This is a genomic window from Pseudoduganella flava (assembly GCF_007830495.1).
GTDB lineage: Bacteria > Pseudomonadota > Gammaproteobacteria > Burkholderiales > Burkholderiaceae_D > Rugamonas > Rugamonas flava.
Genome location: NZ_VLKW01000001.1, coordinates 644,836 through 661,023, shown reverse-complemented (window position 1 = coordinate 661,023; position 16,188 = coordinate 644,836). Strand labels below are relative to the sequence as shown.

Below are 16,188 nucleotides of genomic sequence, written 5' to 3'. Positions count from 1 at the left end.
ACTAGGTGCCTATATTTTCATCACGACCAGCCGCGCAGACGCTCCCATGACCCATACTCTTTCGGGCAAGCCCGATGCCAAGCCCTCCTGGTGGAGCGGCGTCCTGCTGTCGATGCTGGTCGGGGCCGGGTTCTATGCCTGGATGGCCAATTCGCTCGAAAGCGAGGCGCTGGAGCGGTTCCGCAACCAGGCGCGCAGCATCCAGTACAACATCGCGGGCGGCATCAAGGCTTGCACGGACGTGCTGCGCGGTACCGCCAGCCACTTCCAGGCCAGCGACACCATCTCGCCCGAGAGCTTCCACCGCTACGTGCAGGGGCTCGACATCCCGCACAACTTCCCGGCCATCGCGACGATCAACTTTGCCCAATACGTGCCGGACGAGCGCCGCGCCGCCTTCGAAGAGCAGATGCGCGGCGCCAACGTGCGCCAGCTGGGCTACCCCGAGTTCCGCATCACGCCGCCAGGCCGGCGCCCCTATTACACGGTGATCACCTTGCTCGAGCCGCGCTATGGCGCGAAGGTGAAGTTCGGGTTCGACCTGTCGGCCCGCGCCGCCGGCGCGCAGGCGCTGGCCGATGCGCGCGACACGGGTGCGCTGACGAGTTCCGGCGTTCCCGTCCAGCTGCCGGAAGCGCCGACGCAATTCGGCATGCCGCTGCGCCTGCCCGTGTACCGCGCCGACATGCCATTGACCACCGTGGCCGACCGCCGCGCCGCCTATGTCGGCTCGGTCGGCATCGGCTTTTCCGTACCGCGCCTCGTCGAGGCGGCGATGGTCGACACGCCGGTGCGTGAAATCCGCGTGCGCCTGTACAGCGTGCCGGGCGACGCGCCGGCGCCGCTGGACCAGCCCGGCGGCCACCTGCTGTTCGACAGCATCGAATCGGCCGCCGGCCGCGCCCCGCCGGCGGGCCACGTCCAGCTGAACCTGCCGCTGAACTTCAACGGCCGCCTGTGGCAGGCGTATTTCGACGCGCCCCGCTCCGCGCTGTTCTCCAGCTTCGACGCCTACCTGCCGTGGCTGGCCGCGCTGGTCGGCTTCGTCAGCACGCTGCTGATGTATGCGCTGTTCCATGCCCAGGTCAGTTCGCGGCGGCGCGCGTTGCAGATGGCGCGCGACATGACGCGCGAGCTGCGCGACAGCCAGGCCAAGCTGCAGCTGTCGCACCAGCGCCTGCGCCGGCTGGCCGCTCATGCCGAGCAGATCAAGGAAGAGGAGCGCAAGCGCATCGCCCGCGAGATCCACGACGACCTGGGCCAGAACCTGCTGGCGCTGCGCATCGAGGCCGACCTGCTGGCCAACCGCACGTCGCAGCGCCACCCGCGCTTGTACGCCCGCGCCAGCGCCACGCTGAAGCAGATCGACGACACGATCCGCAGCGTGCGCAACATCATCAACGACCTGCGGCCGAACGTGCTGGACCTGGGCCTGTCCGCCGCCGTCGAGTGGCAGGTCACGCAGTTCCGCAAGCGCTCCGGCATCGAATGCGAGGTCAGCGACCCGGATGGCGGCGCCGACGTCGACGACCGCTGCGCCGTCGCGCTGTTCCGCGTGCTGCAGGAGTCGCTCAGCAATATCGTCCAGCATGCCCGTGCCACGCACGTGCGCGTGGAGCTGCGCCGGCTCGGCGGCACGCTGCGGATGACGATCTCTGACAACGGCATCGGCCTGCACGACGGCAGCCGCAACAAGACGGGCTCGTTCGGCCTCGTCGGCATCGAGGAAAGGGTCAGCCTGCTGGGCGGCGATTGCTCGATCGTCAGCCGGCCACACGGCGGCACCACCGTGACGGTGACGATTCCGGTAGCCTGGCGTACCAGTTCAACTCATCTAGGAGAATTCGTCAACCAATAGGAATTTCCTTAAAGCTTGAGATAGGTCAATAGGAAGCTGCAAGCAGGGACAACAATACTGCCTGTAGTTCGTCTTTTTTTACCTACTCGCATGAAAGGGAATCACAATGGATCAGCACGAATTCAACGCTATCGAAGAACTGGACCTCGAACCGATCAAAGTCAAGCTGATGCACGAGGAATCGGGCGAAGGCTGGAGCCTGGAGCGGGCCAACGCGGTGGAGAAGGAATACCGCCGCTTCCTGTACCTGATGAAAAAATATCCCGACGAGCAAGCCGCTCCGCTGCAGGACGTCGACACTTTCTGGCACTACCACATTCTGGACACGATGAAATACGGGGTCGATTGCGAGCGCGTGTTCGGTTACTTCCTGCATCACTTCCCGTATGTCGGCCTGCGCGGCGAGGCCGACCTGGAAGCGCACCACCGGATGGGCGAGCGCATGAAGGAACTGTATGAGGAAACCTTCGGCGACGACTATCTGCATGCCGCCACGGCATGGTCCGCCTCCCCCCGCAAGAGCGCGACGGCATGGTCCGCCTCCCCACGCAAGAGCGCTCCAACGGCCTGGTCCGCTTCGCCCCGCAAACTGACCGAGGCGCTCACCGCCTGGTCCGCCTCGCCGCGCAAGGCCGGCTTGACGGCATGGTCGGCGTCGCCCCGCAAAGCCGCGCCCACCGCGTGGTCCGCGTCGCCGCGCAAGGCTGAGGTCACGGCATGGTCCGCGTCGCCCCGCAAGGCTGCCGATGCCGGCGCCGGCGACTCGGTCGACAGCTTCTACAGCGAACGGCCGCGGCTGTCGCAACCTGCAGCCTGAGCAGCATGTCGCGGAACCGCAACACGGTTCCGCTCCGCTTCCCCTCTGGGGCTGAGCACGATTGAACTTCCAACCTTGTAATTCACAAGGTGCGTCCTATACTAGGGCCCGTTGTTCTTGATTTAGATCAACAATCGTTCCCAGCTCCGAACGCCACCGGTGCCACGCACCGTTGCTCAACCTTCATAGAGGGATACACATGATTTCTTCCGAACATTTCAAACCGATCGCTGAACTCGACCTGGAACCGATCAAGGTCAAGCTGATGCATCAGGAATCCGGCGAAGGCTGGTCGCTGGAAAAGGTCAACGCAGTCGAATTCGAATACCGGCGCTTCCTGTACCTGATGAAGATGTTCCCGAATGAGCAGACGGCGCCGCTGATGGACGTCGACATCTTCTGGCACTACCACATCCTCGACACGATGAAATACGCGGTCGACTGCGACAAGGTGTTCGGCTACTTCCTGCACCACTTCCCGTACATCGGGTTGCGCGGCGAGGATGACGAGCAGGCGCACCGCCGCGTCGGCGACCGGATGAAGGAACTGTACGAGGAAACGTTCGGCGAAGCGTATCTGCGCAACGCCGAGCCGGCCTATTCCGGCCGTGTCGGCAAGGATGCCGCGTATTCCGGCGCCATCAGTGCCGAGCCGGCGTACTCGGGCCGCATCGCCTATTCCGGCCGCATCAGCGCGGAAACGGCCTACTCGGGCCGCGCCAGCGCCGACACGGCGTACTCGGGCCGCATCGCCTACTCCGGCCGCGTGAGCACGCCGACGATCGCGGCGCAGACGGCCTATTCGGGCCGCGTCAGCGAGCCGAACGTCAGCGCGAAGACGGCGTACTCGGGCCGCATCGGCACCGAAACCGCTTACTCAGGCCGGGTCAGCTCCGAGACCGCTTACTCGGGCCGCATCGGCACCGAGACGGCCTACTCGGGACGCATCGAAGCGGCACCGCAGCAGAACGAGTTCTATACCTCGCGTCCGCGCCTCGCCACCGCCTGAGCATCGCAACGCAATGAAAAAGGCCGGCTCCTGCTTGCAGGGCCGGCCTTTTTTTCTTCATCCGCACGAGCAGGAGCTTAGTGGGACATCAGGTCGCGCAGTTCGCGGATCGAGAAATCGCTGATTTCATGCATGCGCAACAGGATCGTTGCGCCGATCGGCAGCGTGTTGTGCCGGATCTTGCTGATGACGGGCGGCGCCACTTCCAGCGCGCGGGACAGCGCGGCGTCGTTCTTCAGTTGCAGTTTCTCGATGATGGCGTCAAGGACGCGGTTCGGGTTGTATGTCGGCGATGCCGTCAGCTCTTTCAGGGACATGATCACATTCTTCAGCAGGTGCTTTTTTTGTAAAAAAGCCACAGTGTTAACCAAATTTTGCGCGGCAACCGGCCCGATTCACGGTACAACCAGGTAATTACCGCCATTTGGTTGCTCTAATATTAACTATTGGCAACCTTTGTGAGAATGTGTGAGATTCTAACGCGTTTTAATGTGCTAGGAAATTACTAACGTTGGCGTCCCGCCGGATACAGGGTGAGCGCACACCAGATCACGGCCGTCAATGCCGCCATCTCGGCCAGCAGCAGCGGCACCTGGGGTGGCGGCGGCGGGACCGGCGGCAGGGCCGGTACATCGGGCGCGGGCAGCAGATGCCAGCCCAGTTCGCGCCGGATCTCGTCCGGCGCCGGCGGCGGTAAATGGGCGCGGCAGCGCCGCACCATCCACGCACGCACTTCTTCCTTGCTGGGATGCGGACCCGGTTCCATACGCCCTCCTGACCATGTGTGCCTACGTTAGTCGCAAGCCGCCGCCGCACGTTTGCGTCCGCTCAAGCGCTTTCCGGCCGAAGCGCCTGCTGTAGCCCGTCGGCAACAGTTGGGTAGCGCAGGCACACGCCCAGCTCGCGCTTGAGCCTGTCATTGGCCAGCCGGCGCGATTCGGACATGAACGACAGCAGCGTCGGCGATACCGCTTGCGCCAGCTCCGCGCGCGGCAACCGTGGCGGCCGCGGCAGGCCGAAGGCGTCGGCCACCGCATCGAAGTAGTCCGCCATCTTCATGTCGCTGTCGTCGACGGCGTGATAGACCCGCTGCGGCCGGCCGCGGCGCAGCGCGCGCAGCACGATGGCGGCCAGGTCGTCCGCGTGGATGTGGTTGGTGTAGACGTCGTCGCCGGCCGCCAGTGCCGGCGTGCCCTGGCGCAGTCGCGCCAGCGGCAGGCGGTCGCCCGCGTAGATGCCGGGCACGCGGACGATGGCCAGATGGCCATGGGCGCGGCGGGCCCAGGCGCGCAGCACGTGTTCCGCGTCGACGCGGCGCCGTGCCCTGGCGTTGCGGGGTGCGACCGGTTGCGTCTCGTCGGCGTGGCGGCCCTGCAGGTCGCCGTAGACGCCCGTCGTGCTGACATAAACGACCCGTGCCGCCTCGGGTAAAATGGCGGTCACATTGCGGGTACGGCGGTCCAGTTCGCCCTCGCCGGGCGGCGGTGCCAGGTGGATCACCGTGTGCGCCAGGCCGGCCAGGCGGCGCAGGCTCGCGGGCTGGTCAAGGTCCGCCAGCACGGGAAGCGCGCCGGCCGCGCGCAGCGCCGGCATGCGTGCCGCGTCGCGCGTCACGGCGATCACGCGGTAGTGCCCGCGCAGCAGCGGCAACAGGCGCATCCCGACGTCGCCGCAACCCAGGATCAGCAGGCGTGGCAGACGCGCCGCCGCCGTTCGTTGTTTGCTAAAGCTATTCATCTCAAGGATTGTATGACGTTTCAGATTACTGTTCAGCCCAGCGGCCATCAGTTCACGTGCGACGAAGACGAAACCGTGCTGGCGGCCGCGATGCGCGCCGGTGTCGGCCTGCCTTACGGCTGCAAGAACGGCGCGTGCAGCTCCTGCAAGGGCAAGGTCGTCACCGGTTCGATCACGCATAAACCGCACCAGCGCCGCGCGCTGACGGAGGACGAGGAAGCCCAGGGCATGTCGCTGTTCTGCTGCGCGATCCCCCATTCGGACCTGGTGATCGCGGCGCGCGAAGTGGCCGGCAGCGGCGACTTCCCCGTCAAGAAAATGCCGTCGCGCGTGACGACGCTGGAAAAGGTGGCGCCGGACGTCATCGTGCTGACCTTGCAGCTGCCCGCCAACGAAGTGCTCGACTACCGCGCCGGCCAGTACATCGAATTCCTGCTGCCGGGCGGGAAGCGCCGCAGCTACAGCATGGCGACGGCACCGGGCCAGGGGCCCGTCACGCTGCACATCCGCCACATGCCGGGCGGCCTGTTCACCGACCAGGTGTTCGGCACGATGAAGGAGCGCGACATCCTGCGTTTCGAAGGCCCGCTCGGCACTTTCTTCGTGCGCGAGGATTCCGACAAGCCGATGGTGCTGCTGGCCTCCGGCACCGGCTTCGCACCGATCAAGGCGATCGTCGAGCAGATGAAGGCGTCCAATTCCACGCGCAAGATGGCGCTGTACTGGGGCGGCCGCCGGCCGCGCGACCTGTACATGCACGCGCTGTGCGAAGAGTGGGCACGCGAGCTGCCGAACTTCACCTACGTGCCGGTGGTATCGGACGCGCTGCCGGAAGACGGCTGGACGGGCCGCACCGGCTACGTGCACCAGGCCGCGATGGCGGACCTGCCGGACATGAGCGGTTACCAGGTCTATGCGTGCGGCGCGCCGATCGTCGTCGACTCGGCCAAGCGCGATTTCACGGGCCATTGCAAGCTGCCGGAAGACGAGTTCTACGCCGATTCGTTCACGACCGAGGCGGACCTCGCCCAGCCCTGATTCCCCGCGGCCTCCGACGCGGGCGCGGCCCGCGGGGGCCGCGCCATTTTTCCACGCGTCCGCCGAACAATGTCTTCATCCTCCAACGGCTTTGCCGTCCTGCGTCACCGTAATTTCTCGTTCTACCTGACCGCCCGCATCCTCGGCACGCTCGCCGTGCAGATGCAGAACGTCGCCATCGGCTGGCAGGTGTATGCGAAGACGCATAACCTGTTCTACCTCGGCATGATCGGCCTGGCGCAATTCGCGCCGTTCCTGCTCCTGATCCTGCTGGCCGGCCACGCGGCCGACCGCTACAACCGCCGCAACATCATCGCGCTGTGCGTGGCCACGCAACTGATCGTGGGCCTGCTGCTGCTCGCGTTCACGCTGGCCGGCATGGAGGTCGTGTGGCCCGTGTTCGCGGTGCTCGTGCTGTTCGGCAGCGCCCGGGCGTTTTCCGGCCCCGCCACGCAGGCGATGATGGCCAACCTGGTGCCGCAGGAAGACTTCAGCAAGGCCGTCGCGCTGTCGTCATCGAGCTTCCACGTCGCCGTGATCCTGGGCCCCACGCTGGGCGGCCTGCTGTACATCTACGGCCCGGCCACGGTGTACACGGTGGCCTCGGTGCTGCTGCTGGCCGCCACCGTGCTGATGACGCAGGTGAAGGCGCCGCCGCAGGTGAGCAACCGCGAGCCGGCCACGTGGCACAGCGTGCTGGAAGGCTTGCGCTTCGTGTTCTCGCGGCCGATCGTGCTGGGCGCGATCTCGCTGGATTTGTTCGCCGTGCTGTTCGGCGGCGCCACGGCGCTGCTGCCGGCGCTGGCGCACGACGTGCTGCACGTGGGCCCGACGGGCCTGGGCCTGCTGCGCACGGCGCCCGGCGCCGGCGCCGCGCTGTGCTCGATCGCGCTGGCGTTCTTGCCGATCACGCGCAAGGTGGGCCGCTGGATGTTTGCCGGCGTCGCCGTGTTCGGGCTGGGCACCGTGGTGCTGGGCGCGACGACCAGCTTCGTCGTGGCGCTCGTTTGCCTGCTGCTGATGGGCGCCGGCGACATGGTCAGCGTCTACGTGCGGCACCTGCTGGTGCAGTTCGAGACGCCGGATGCGATCCGCGGCCGCGTCAGCGCCGTCAACTCCGTGTTCATCGGCGCCTCCAACGAACTGGGCGAATTCGAGTCCGGCGTGACGGCCGGCTGGATGGGCTTGACGCGCGCCGTGATCTTCGGCGGCGCCGCCACGCTGGCCGTGACGGCCGCGTGGATCAAGCTGTTCCCCGTGCTGGCGAAGATGGACCGGTTCCCGCACCATGAAAAGGAACTGCGCGACAAGGAACTGGCGGGACAGCCGCAGTAGGCCGCCGGCGCGGCGCTGCCCGGCAGGACAACGTTGCTGCCGGCCAGCCCCGGGATGTGGGAGCGGCAATCCTACCTTTCCATCCCCCGGAAGGCCTAGGCACGAAGATACCCGGCAATGTGCTGCATTTAACCTCCCGCGCGGGAAGGACGGCGTATGATGGGGACACAGCAACAGAAGAGGAGCACACCATGCAAATCCAAGTGAACAGCGACAAGTCGATCACCCATGACGCCAAGCTGGAAGACCACGTGAAAGGCGTCGTCGCGGACACGGTGGGACGTTTCGGCGAACAGATCAGCCGCGTCGAAGTCCACCTCGGCGACAACAACGGCAGCCACAAAGGCGGCAACAACGACAAGCGCTGCATGATGGAAGCGCGCGTGGCCGGCCTGCCGCCGGTCGCCGTGACCCACCTTGCCGACTCCGTGCCGGTAGCCATTTCCGGTGCCGCCGACAAGCTGCTGCACGCGCTGGACAAGGCGCTGGGCAAGCGCAACGACGTCAAGCACAACACGCCCGTCGCCGACCTGATCCCGCCGGACGCCTGATCAGCGCGCGGCCAGCTCGCGCAGGTACCGCAGCCCCGCCAGCGCGCGGCTGCCGTACCACGACATCATCTCCCCATCGACCAGCTGCACGGGCTTGCCGATCTGCGTTTCCAGCGCATCCGCATGCGCCTCGGTGAAGCGGTACGGCTCCGTCGACAGCAGCACCTGGTCGATGCCGGCCACCAGCGCGTCGTTCCACTCGAAGCGCGGATAGCGATCGCTGCCCAGTACCGGCACGCTCCAGCCGATTTCCGCCAGCATCGCGGCGATATACGTGTCCGCCGACACCGTCATCCACGGGTCTTGCCAGATGCAGTACAGCACCCGCTGTGGCGATGCCTTCAGTGCCGCGCGCAGTGCCGCCAGTTCGGCCTCAAACGCGGCGCACCAGTCGCTTGCCGCATCGTCGACGCAGAACACGCCGCCCAGCAGCCGCGCCAGCGCCAGGTTGTCCTCCGGCTTGACCGGATGCGTGACGATCACGTGCGGCACGAATTCGGCCAGCCGCTCGACGGTGGGCTTTTCGTTCTCGTCGATGTTGACGACGAGGTGCGTGGGGGCCAGCTTGCGGATCTTGTCGATGTTGACATCCTTCGTGCCGCCGACCTTCGGAATCGCCTGCACGACGTCCTTCGGGTGGATGCAAAAGCCCGTACGCCCGACCAGGCGGGGCGCGAGCCCGAAGTCGCACAGCATCTCCGTGATCGACGGCACCAGCGAGACGATGCGCGCATCGGGGGCCGGCGCGTGCTCGCGCATCAGTGCATCGATGAGTTTCATCTGTAAAGGAAGTAAAAAGCGGTGTAAACCGTGTAAAAGTAAGACGCGTATTGAACCACAGCCGCAGCCGGCCGCGCGCGATACGCTATGATGGCGTCACATTTCAAGAAGCCAGCCGTGAAACCTCTGAGTACCTTCGCCGCCTCCCCGTACGACATCGCCGACCTGCACCTGTTCCGCGACGCGGACATGACCAGCGCCAGCGCCCTGCTGGCCGACTGCCCCGTGATGGTGGCGGCGGCCGGCGAGCTCGTCTCCGATCCCGCCCAGCCGCGCCTCGTGATCGTGCTGCGCGGCGCGCTGGCCGATGCGACGGGCGACGGCGCGACGACGAAGATCCTGCCCGGCGAAAGCTGCGGCGAGCAATCGGTGCTCGATGGCGAATCCGACCTGTCCGGCCTGAAGGCGCTGGAGGAGTCCGAGCTGCTGCTGATCGAGGCGGACCTCGTGTGGCGGCTGATCGACGAATCGGACGGCGTCGCCCGCAACCTGCTGCGGCTGCTGTCGTTCCGCATCCGCGCCGCCAACATGCAGCTGCGCCGGCGCCAGAAGCTGGGCGAATTCTATCGCCAGCTGTCGATGAACGATGGCCTGACGGGCCTGTACAACCGGGCCTGGCTGAACGACGTGCTGCCCCGCCTCGTGGCGACGGCGCACGGCACGCGCGTCCCCCTGTCGCTGATCATGCTCGACATCGACCACTTCAAGCGCTTCAACGACCAGCATGGCCACCTGCTCGGCGACGAAGCGCTGCGCACCGCGGCGCAGGTGCTGGCGCACGCGCTGCGCCCGTCCGACTTCGCGGTGCGCTATGGCGGCGAGGAGCTGATGGTGATCCTGCCCGCCACGAGCGGCCCGGTGGCAGCCGGCGTGGCCGAGCGGCTGTGCGAGCGGATGCGCGAGGCGGTGGTGTTCGACGACATGCGCCTGCCGCTGCCGCACGTGACGGCGTCGTTCGGCGTGGCCAGCCTGGCCGAAGGGCAGGACGAGCAGTCGCTGATCGCGGCGGCCGACGCGGCCCTGTATCGTGCCAAGGAGGCCGGGCGCAATCGCGTCGAAGTAGCTTAAGCGGTCTGCTCCGCCTCTTCTTTCGGCTTCGCCGCCTGCGTGGCGAAATCGTCCAGCCCCTTCATCACGAAACCGTAGGTCTTCTCGATGTTGGCGGCCACGTCGCTGCCCAGCGCGTTCAAGCCTTGCAGGATGTCGCGCGCTTCCTTGAAGCCCTGCTCGACGCCGCCCTTGATCGTGTCCATGAACTTTTGCAGCGCCGCGTCGTCTTCCATATCGGGGTTCTGCCGCTTGAACGCGCCGAAGAAGCCCGTAGCCAACGACACGATGCGGTTGGCCGTCGCCTCGGGCGAGTTGTCCTGCTTGGCCGCGTTCTGCACGGCGTTCTCGCCCAGTTCGGCCTTCAGCGCCTCGTTGATGCCGGTGATCGCCGAGCGGTACAGCAGCGCCTGCGGGTTGCCCTGCGCGCCGATCGAGATCGTCGCGGAAGCTTCCATGATCGATACGTTCAGCTGCAGCTTCGCCCGCGCCGCGGACGGCACCTCCCCCTGGTTCGCCACGCGCGAATCGGTGGAAATGGTCTTTGAATTGAGAGAAACGGAATTTGCCACGATAATCTCCGGTCAGGTAACCACGACACAAATATGAGCAACCACACCTTCCTCTGGCACGATTACGAAACGTTCGGCGCCGTACCGCGCCGCGACCGCCCCGCCCAGTTCGCCGCGATCCGCACGGATGCGGACCTGAACGAGATCGGCGAGCCCGTCATGCTGTACTGCAAGCCGGCCAACGACTACCTGCCCGATCCGCAGTCCTGCCTGATCACGGGCATCACGCCGCAGCAGGCCCTGCGCGAAGGCGTGCCCGAGCACCAGTTCGCCGCTGCGATCCACGAACAGTTCGCCCAGCCCGGTACGATCGGCGTCGGCTACAACACGATCCGCTTTGACGACGAAGTCACGCGTTTCCTGTTCTGGCGCAACCTGATCGACCCGTATGCCCGCGAATGGCAGAACCAGTGCGGCCGCTGGGACCTGCTGGACGTGGTGCGGATGTGCTACGCCCTGCGGCCCGACGGCATCGAGTGGCCTGTAGGGGATAACGGCAAGACCAGCTTCAAACTTGAATTATTGACATCAGTCAACGGTCTTGTTCACGAAGCAGCACACGACGCGCTGTCGGATGTGCGCGCGACGATCGGGCTGGCGCGCCTGATACGCCAGAAGCAACCGCGGCTGTGGGAGTTCTGCCTGTCCTTGCGCGACAAGGGCCGCGTGGCCGACGAGATCGGCCTGCACCTGGCGCGCGAGCTGCGCCAGCCGTTCCTGCACGTGTCCGGCATGTTCCCCGTCGAGCGGGGCTGCCTGGCCCTCGTCTGGCCGCTGGGCCCGCACCCGACCAACAAGAACGAGGTGCTGGTGTGGGATTGCAGCCATGACCCGCGCGAACTGTTCACCTTGGACCCGGAAACCGTGCGCACGCGGATGTTCACGCGCAGCGACGCGCTGCCGGAAGGCATGACGCGGCTGCCGATCAAGAGCGTGCACCTGAACAAGTCGCCGATGCTCGTCAATAACCTGAAGACGCTGTCAAGCCAAATGGCGAGCCGCTGGGGCATCGACCTGGAACTGGCGCTGACGCATGCGCGCTATGCGGCCGACGGCCCGGACCTGTCGGTGCTGTGGGAGCAGGTGTTCCACCGCCCGCCCGCCGAGCCGGCGGACGTGGACGAGGACCTGTACGGCGGCTTCGTCAGCAAGGAAGACCGGCGCCTGCTCGATACGCTGCGGCGCGAACCGCCACAAAAGCTGGCGACGACGTCGCCGCACTTCCAGGACGACCGCCTGGGCGAGCTGCTGTTCCGCTACCGCGCCCGCAACTTCCCCGACACGCTGTCGGAGCAGGAATTCGAGCACTGGGAACAGCACCGCGCGGCGCGGCTGCTGGAAGGTGCCGGCGGCGCGCGCAGCGTCGACCAGCTGTTCGGCGAGATCGACGTGCTGGCGCAGACGGCGGACGAGCGCGCCGAGGCGATCCTCGGCGAGCTGTACGACTACGTGGAGATGATCGTCCCGCAGGACTGCTGATCAGCGATGCACGTTGATCGCGCCGCGCGTCTCGTGGGCGACGCGGCGCGCGGCCTGGGCGAAGTCTTCGCTCCCCTGGCTTGCCGCGTACAGGATCGCGCGCGACGAGTTGATCATCATGCCCGTGCCCGCATCCGTGCGGCCGGCGCGCACCGTCGCTTCGATGTCGCCACCCTGCGCACCAATGCCCGGGATCAGGAGCGGCATCTCGCCGACCAGCGCCCGCACCTGCGCGATCTCTTGCGGGAACGTGGCGCCGACCACCAGGGCGCACTGGCCGTTCGTGTTCCACTTGTCCGCGACGAGGCGGGCCACGTGCTGGTACAGCGGCTTGCCGTCCACTTCGAGGAATTGCAGGTCGGAGCCGCCCGGGTTCGACGTGCGGCACAGCACGATCACGCCGCGGTCCTGCCATTCCATGTACGGTTCCACCGAGTCGAAGCCCATGTACGGGTTGACCGTCACGGCATCCGCGCCGTAGCGGTCGAACGCCTCGCGCGCATACTGCTTCGCGGTGGCGCCGATGTCGCCCCGCTTCGCATCCAGGATCAGCGGGATGTGCGCATGCTTGCCGCGCAGGTAGGCGCAGATCTTTTCCAGCTGCTGTTCGGCGCCCAGCGCGGCGAAGTACGCGATCTGGGGCTTGAACGCGCAGGCCAGGTCGGCCGTCGCGTCGATGATTTCCTTGCAGAACAGGTAGATGCCGTCCGGGCTGCCGCGGAACTGCGCCGGCAGGCGTTCCACGTCCGGGTCCAGGCCCACGCACAGCAGGCTGTCGTTGGCGGCCCAGGCGGCGTTCAGTTTGTTGATGAAATTCACGGCTGCCCCTTTATCGAAATGCTTGCAAACCCTACATTATAGACGCCACGCGGCCGCCTCCAAAGGCGGCTCTGCTGTGTGCTGCATCGAACAAAGGAGCGGATTTCATCCGTGTATAGTGCCCTCATGACCGGCACGATTCATTAGAAGGAGAAAAAAATATGCGCAACAACTTCGTACGCTGGATCGTCCTGGGCCTGCTGACGGCCGTACTCTCGGGCTGCGGCTACAACGAATTCCAGGCCAAGGACGAGGCCACCAAGGCCGCGTGGGGCGAGGTGGTCAACCAGTACCAGCGCCGCGCCGACCTGATTCCGAACCTTGTCAACACCGTCAAGGGCTATGCGTCGCACGAGCGGGAAACGCTGGAAGCGGTGACGGCCGCCCGGGCCCGCGCCACCAGCATCCAGGTGACGCCGGAAGTGCTGAACAACCCGGCCGCGTTCCAGAAATTCCAGCAGGCGCAAGGCGAGCTGAGCTCCGCGCTGTCGCGGCTGATGGCCGTGTCGGAAAAATATCCGGACCTGAAGGCCGATACCAGTTTCCGCGACCTGCAGTCGCAACTCGAGGGTACGGAGAACCGGATCACCGTGGCAAGGAAGCGCTATATCGATACGGTGCAGGACTACAATGTGCTGGCGCGACGCTTCCCCACGAACCTCACGGCGATGATGTTCGGCTACCAGGTCAAGCCGAGCTTCACCGTCGAGAACGAGAAGGCCATCTCGACCGCGCCGACTGTCGATTTCGGCAGCAAGAAATAACGCTTCAGATACGAAGGCATAGGTAGAAAGTAAAGGAACGTCATGCCGCTGGGTCCGTCGGACAATGCCGCACCGCCAGCCGCCCCACGGCGGCGCACGCGCGAACACCCCGCCGAGGGCAAGTGGCTCGGCACTGCCGAAGTCACGCACGAGCGCGACGTGCGCGGCCGGGGCCGGCGCCGCGGCCTGCGCGGCCTGGTGCCAAGGCCTTCGAAGCACTGGCTGGACCACTGGCTCGTGCGCTACACGTTGCTGGTGGTGCTGCTGTGCTTTGCACTGCTGTTTGTCGAGGCGGCGCGCGCGGACAGCTTCGTGCCCGTGCCGGAATTGAAGGCAAGGGTGACGGACCAGGCGGGCATGCTGACGGCGCAGCAGCGCGAGTCGCTGGAATCCGTGCTGGCCGACTACGAGACGCGCACCGGCAGCCAGATCGCCATCCTGACCGTGAAAAGCACGGCGCCGGAAGCGATCGAACAGTACAGCATCCGCGTGACGGATGCCTGGAAGCTGGGCCGCAAGGGTGTCGACGACGGCGTGCTGCTGGTGGTCGCGAAGGACAATCCGGCCGCACTGCGCCGCCTGCGGATCGAAGCGGGCCGCGGCGTGCAGGGTGTGCTGACGGACGCGCAGAGCAAGCGCGTGCTGCAGGACGTGATCGCGCCACACTTCCGTAACAACGACTATTACGGCGGGCTGTCGGCCGGCGTGTCGGCGATCGCCACCCTCCTCGACAAGGAACACTTCCCCGCGCCGCAAGCGCAGCAGCGCCAGGCAGCGCCCCAGCAGGACTCGGGCGGCGGCTGGTGGTGGCCGGCGATCCTGTTCGGCGTGTTCGTGCTGCTGCCGATGTTCCGCGGACGGGGCCGGCGCGGCCTGCGCAGCTCCGGCTGGGGCTCCGACGCGGCTGGAGTGCTGATCGGCAGCGCCATCGGCAGTGCGCTCGGCAACGCCCACCGCCATGGCGGCGGCTTCGGCGGCGGTGGCTTCGGCGGCGGCGGTGGCGGCTTCGGTGGTGGCGGCGGTACCTTCGATGGCGGCGGCGCCTCGGGAGACTGGTGATGGACAGCTTTTTCGCACGCATGCGGCGCGCGCTGCGCCACCTGGGAACCGGTTCGGGCACGGGCCGGCGCTGCTTCCCGCACGCCACGCTGGAAGCCATCGCGGCGGCGATCGCGGAGGGCGAGCAGCGCCACCGCGCCGAGGTCCGCCTCGTCGTCGAACCGGCACTGCCGTTCAGCGCCGCGTATGCCGGCGTGACGAACCGCGACCGCGCCCGCGCGCTGTTCGCGCAATACGGCATCTGGGATACCGAGGAAAACTGCGGTGTGCTGATCTACGTGAACCTGGCGGAACACGCCGTCGACATCATCGCCGACCGCAATGTCGGCCGGCTGATCGCGGATGGCGAATGGCAGGCCGTGTGCCGCACGATGACACAGGCCTACAAGCGCGGCGACTTCCGCGATGGCACCGTGGCCGCGCTGAACCAGCTGGCCGACCTGCTGCAGCGCCACTTTCCTTCCGATGGCGCGCGGCCGAACCAGTTGCCGAACGAGGCAGTGATCCTGTGAGCTACAATCCGCGTCTTTGACAACGCGGGGGTAGCGCCATGAGATTGACCAACAAGACAGCCATCGTGACCGGTGCCACGCAGGGCATCGGCCTTGCCTGCGCCCAGCGGCTCGTGGCCGAGGGCGCGCGGGTGATGCTGACCGATATCCGCCCGGAAGGCGCGCAGGCCGCCGAGGCGTTGGGCGACCAGGCCCGCTTCCACCAGGCCGACGTCAGCGTCAAGGCCGACGTTGAAGCGCTCGTCGCCGCCGCGCTGGAGAGCTTTGGCCACATCGACATCCTCGTCAACAATGCCGGCGTCACGCATGCCGCCGGCTTCCTGGACCTGGAAGAAGAAGACTTCGACCGCGTGCTGCGCGTGAACCTGAAGTCGATGTTCCTGTGCGGCCAGGCGGTCGCGCGCGAGATGGTGAAGCGCGAGGCCGGCTGCATCATCAATATGTCCAGCGTGAACGCGGAGCTGGCGATTCCGAACCAGGTGCCGTACGTCGTATCGAAAGGCGGCGTGAACCAGCTGACGCGCGTGATGGCGCTGAACCTGGCGCCGCACGGCATTCGCGTCAACGGCATCGGCCCGGGCACGATCATGACGGAGCTGGCGAAACAGGCGGTGCTGGGCAGCCCTGAAGCACGCCACACGATCCTGTCGCGCACGCCGCTGGGCCGTTGCGGCGAGCCGGAGGAAGTGGCATCGATCGCCGCGTTCCTGGCCAGCGACGACGCCAGCTACATGACGGGACAGACGCTGTACGTGGATGGCGGCCGCATGGCGCTGAATTACACGGTGCCCGTACGGGATTGAGAGTTATA

General features: G+C 66.4%; 18 protein-coding genes. 12 read left to right on the top strand and 6 right to left on the bottom strand.

All coding sequences use genetic code 11. From position 1 onward, the window contains the following. The first annotated feature begins 46 nt into the window (after positions 1-46). From IP92_RS02855 to IP92_RS02845, 3 genes are all read left to right on the top strand, one after another. Positions 47-1,858 (top strand): sensor histidine kinase, encoded by a 1,812-nt coding sequence (locus IP92_RS02855; protein ID WP_229418591.1) that lies wholly within the window; start codon positions 47-49, stop codon positions 1,856-1,858. Between the two features lie 106 nt (positions 1,859-1,964). Beyond that, positions 1,965-2,675 carry a glycine-rich domain-containing protein gene (locus IP92_RS02850; RefSeq protein WP_145872984.1) on the top strand — a complete coding sequence of 237 codons (711 nt, stop codon included), beginning with the start codon at positions 1,965-1,967 and terminating at the stop codon, positions 2,673-2,675. 199 nt (positions 2,676-2,874) lie between these two features. After that, the gene (locus IP92_RS02845) at positions 2,875-3,684 is read left to right on the top strand and encodes a glycine-rich domain-containing protein (RefSeq protein WP_145872983.1); all 810 of its coding nucleotides are present in this window, start codon (positions 2,875-2,877) and stop codon (positions 3,682-3,684) included. A 77-nt stretch (positions 3,685-3,761) separates the two neighbouring features. Here the strand turns inward: IP92_RS02845 and IP92_RS02840 are convergent, their stop codons facing one another. The 3 genes from IP92_RS02840 to IP92_RS02830 all read right to left on the bottom strand — a co-directional run bounded on the left by IP92_RS02840 (position 3,762) and on the right by IP92_RS02830 (position 5,421). After that, complete coding sequence (locus IP92_RS02840; RefSeq protein WP_145872982.1) at positions 3,762-4,001, bottom strand: hypothetical protein; 240 nt, start codon at positions 3,999-4,001, stop codon at positions 3,762-3,764. A gap of 188 nt (positions 4,002-4,189) precedes the next feature. After that, positions 4,190-4,450 carry a hypothetical protein gene (locus IP92_RS02835; RefSeq protein ID WP_145872981.1) on the bottom strand — a complete coding sequence of 87 codons (261 nt, stop codon included), beginning with the start codon at positions 4,448-4,450 and terminating at the stop codon, positions 4,190-4,192. A 62-nt stretch (positions 4,451-4,512) separates the two neighbouring features. Further along, the gene (locus IP92_RS02830; RefSeq protein ID WP_229418590.1) at positions 4,513-5,421 is read right to left on the bottom strand and encodes an SDR family oxidoreductase; all 909 of its coding nucleotides are present in this window, start codon (positions 5,419-5,421) and stop codon (positions 4,513-4,515) included. Between the two features lie 12 nt (positions 5,422-5,433). Between IP92_RS02830 and IP92_RS02825 the strand changes: the two genes are divergently transcribed. From IP92_RS02825 to IP92_RS02815, 3 genes are all read left to right on the top strand, one after another. Beyond that, entirely contained in the window at positions 5,434-6,459 is a 1,026-nt protein-coding gene (locus IP92_RS02825) for a CDP-6-deoxy-delta-3,4-glucoseen reductase (RefSeq protein ID WP_229418589.1), read from the top strand. Between the two features lie 69 nt (positions 6,460-6,528). Then, a complete protein-coding gene (locus IP92_RS02820; protein WP_145872978.1) occupies positions 6,529-7,794 on the top strand; it encodes an MFS transporter in 1,266 nt (421 codons plus the stop codon). Positions 7,795-7,985: 191 nt separating this feature from the next. Beyond that, positions 7,986-8,345 (top strand): HPF/RaiA family ribosome-associated protein, encoded by a 360-nt coding sequence (locus IP92_RS02815; RefSeq protein WP_145872977.1) that lies wholly within the window; start codon positions 7,986-7,988, stop codon positions 8,343-8,345. Here IP92_RS02815 and IP92_RS02810 read toward each other — a convergent pair whose 3' ends face one another. Next, entirely contained in the window at positions 8,346-9,125 is a 780-nt protein-coding gene (locus IP92_RS02810; RefSeq protein WP_145872976.1) for a helical backbone metal receptor, read from the bottom strand. It lies immediately after the preceding gene. A gap of 117 nt (positions 9,126-9,242) precedes the next feature. Here IP92_RS02810 and IP92_RS02805 point away from each other — a divergent pair, with 117 nt between their 5' ends. After that, positions 9,243-10,193: a GGDEF domain-containing protein gene (locus IP92_RS02805; RefSeq protein WP_145872975.1), complete on the top strand. Its 951-nt coding sequence runs from the start codon at positions 9,243-9,245 to the stop codon at positions 10,191-10,193. Here the strand turns inward: IP92_RS02805 and IP92_RS02800 are convergent. Next, positions 10,190-10,744, bottom strand: a complete 555-nt coding sequence (locus tag IP92_RS02800) for a DUF5610 domain-containing protein (protein WP_145872974.1) — start codon at positions 10,742-10,744, stop codon at positions 10,190-10,192. The genes IP92_RS02805 and IP92_RS02800 overlap by 4 nt on opposite strands. 33 nt (positions 10,745-10,777) lie before the next feature. Between IP92_RS02800 and sbcB the strand changes: the two genes are divergently transcribed. Then, complete coding sequence (gene sbcB / locus IP92_RS02795; protein WP_145872973.1) at positions 10,778-12,223, top strand: exodeoxyribonuclease I; 1,446 nt, start codon at positions 10,778-10,780, stop codon at positions 12,221-12,223. On the opposite strand, the gene pyrF is transcribed toward sbcB, so the two are convergent. After that, complete coding sequence (gene pyrF / locus IP92_RS02790) at positions 12,224-13,042, bottom strand: orotidine-5'-phosphate decarboxylase (RefSeq protein WP_145872972.1); 819 nt, start codon at positions 13,040-13,042, stop codon at positions 12,224-12,226. Between the two features lie 161 nt (positions 13,043-13,203). On the opposite strand from pyrF, the gene IP92_RS02785 reads away from it, so the two are divergent. The 4 genes from IP92_RS02785 to IP92_RS02770 are packed head-to-tail and all read left to right on the top strand — an operon-like array spanning position 13,204 to position 16,180. Beyond that, the gene (locus IP92_RS02785) at positions 13,204-13,806 is read left to right on the top strand and encodes a LemA family protein (RefSeq protein WP_145872971.1); all 603 of its coding nucleotides are present in this window, start codon (positions 13,204-13,206) and stop codon (positions 13,804-13,806) included. Between the two features lie 42 nt (positions 13,807-13,848). Continuing rightward, complete coding sequence (locus IP92_RS02780; RefSeq protein WP_145872970.1) at positions 13,849-14,865, top strand: TPM domain-containing protein; 1,017 nt, start codon at positions 13,849-13,851, stop codon at positions 14,863-14,865. Continuing rightward, positions 14,865-15,377, top strand: a complete 513-nt coding sequence (locus tag IP92_RS02775) for a TPM domain-containing protein (protein ID WP_145872969.1) — start codon at positions 14,865-14,867, stop codon at positions 15,375-15,377. The genes IP92_RS02780 and IP92_RS02775 overlap by 1 nt, the downstream gene beginning before the upstream one ends. A 38-nt stretch (positions 15,378-15,415) precedes the next feature. Further along, positions 15,416-16,180 (top strand): SDR family NAD(P)-dependent oxidoreductase, encoded by a 765-nt coding sequence (locus tag IP92_RS02770; RefSeq protein WP_145872968.1) that lies wholly within the window; start codon positions 15,416-15,418, stop codon positions 16,178-16,180. Positions 16,181-16,188: the final 8 nt, after the last annotated feature.

Coding starts and splice junctions, on each gene's coding strand:
- IP92_RS02785 (WP_145872971.1), top strand. CDS start 13,204: ATGCGCAACAACTTCGTACGCTGGATCGTCCTGGGCCTGCTGACGGCC.
- IP92_RS02845 (WP_145872983.1), top strand. CDS start 2,875: ATGATTTCTTCCGAACATTTCAAACCGATCGCTGAACTCGACCTGGAA.
- IP92_RS02810 (WP_145872976.1), bottom strand. CDS start 9,125: ATGAAACTCATCGATGCACTGATGCGCGAGCACGCGCCGGCCCCCGAT.
- sbcB (WP_145872973.1), top strand. CDS start 10,778: ATGAGCAACCACACCTTCCTCTGGCACGATTACGAAACGTTCGGCGCC.
- IP92_RS02780 (WP_145872970.1), top strand. CDS start 13,849: ATGCCGCTGGGTCCGTCGGACAATGCCGCACCGCCAGCCGCCCCACGG.
- IP92_RS02855 (WP_229418591.1), top strand. CDS start 47: ATGACCCATACTCTTTCGGGCAAGCCCGATGCCAAGCCCTCCTGGTGG.
- IP92_RS02825 (WP_229418589.1), top strand. CDS start 5,434: ATGACGTTTCAGATTACTGTTCAGCCCAGCGGCCATCAGTTCACGTGC.
- IP92_RS02820 (WP_145872978.1), top strand. CDS start 6,529: ATGTCTTCATCCTCCAACGGCTTTGCCGTCCTGCGTCACCGTAATTTC.
- IP92_RS02770 (WP_145872968.1), top strand. CDS start 15,416: ATGAGATTGACCAACAAGACAGCCATCGTGACCGGTGCCACGCAGGGC.
- IP92_RS02830 (WP_229418590.1), bottom strand. CDS start 5,421: ATGAATAGCTTTAGCAAACAACGAACGGCGGCGGCGCGTCTGCCACGC.
- IP92_RS02835 (WP_145872981.1), bottom strand. CDS start 4,450: ATGGAACCGGGTCCGCATCCCAGCAAGGAAGAAGTGCGTGCGTGGATG.
- IP92_RS02840 (WP_145872982.1), bottom strand. CDS start 4,001: ATGTCCCTGAAAGAGCTGACGGCATCGCCGACATACAACCCGAACCGC.
- IP92_RS02850 (WP_145872984.1), top strand. CDS start 1,965: ATGGATCAGCACGAATTCAACGCTATCGAAGAACTGGACCTCGAACCG.
- IP92_RS02775 (WP_145872969.1), top strand. CDS start 14,865: ATGGACAGCTTTTTCGCACGCATGCGGCGCGCGCTGCGCCACCTGGGA.
- IP92_RS02815 (WP_145872977.1), top strand. CDS start 7,986: ATGCAAATCCAAGTGAACAGCGACAAGTCGATCACCCATGACGCCAAG.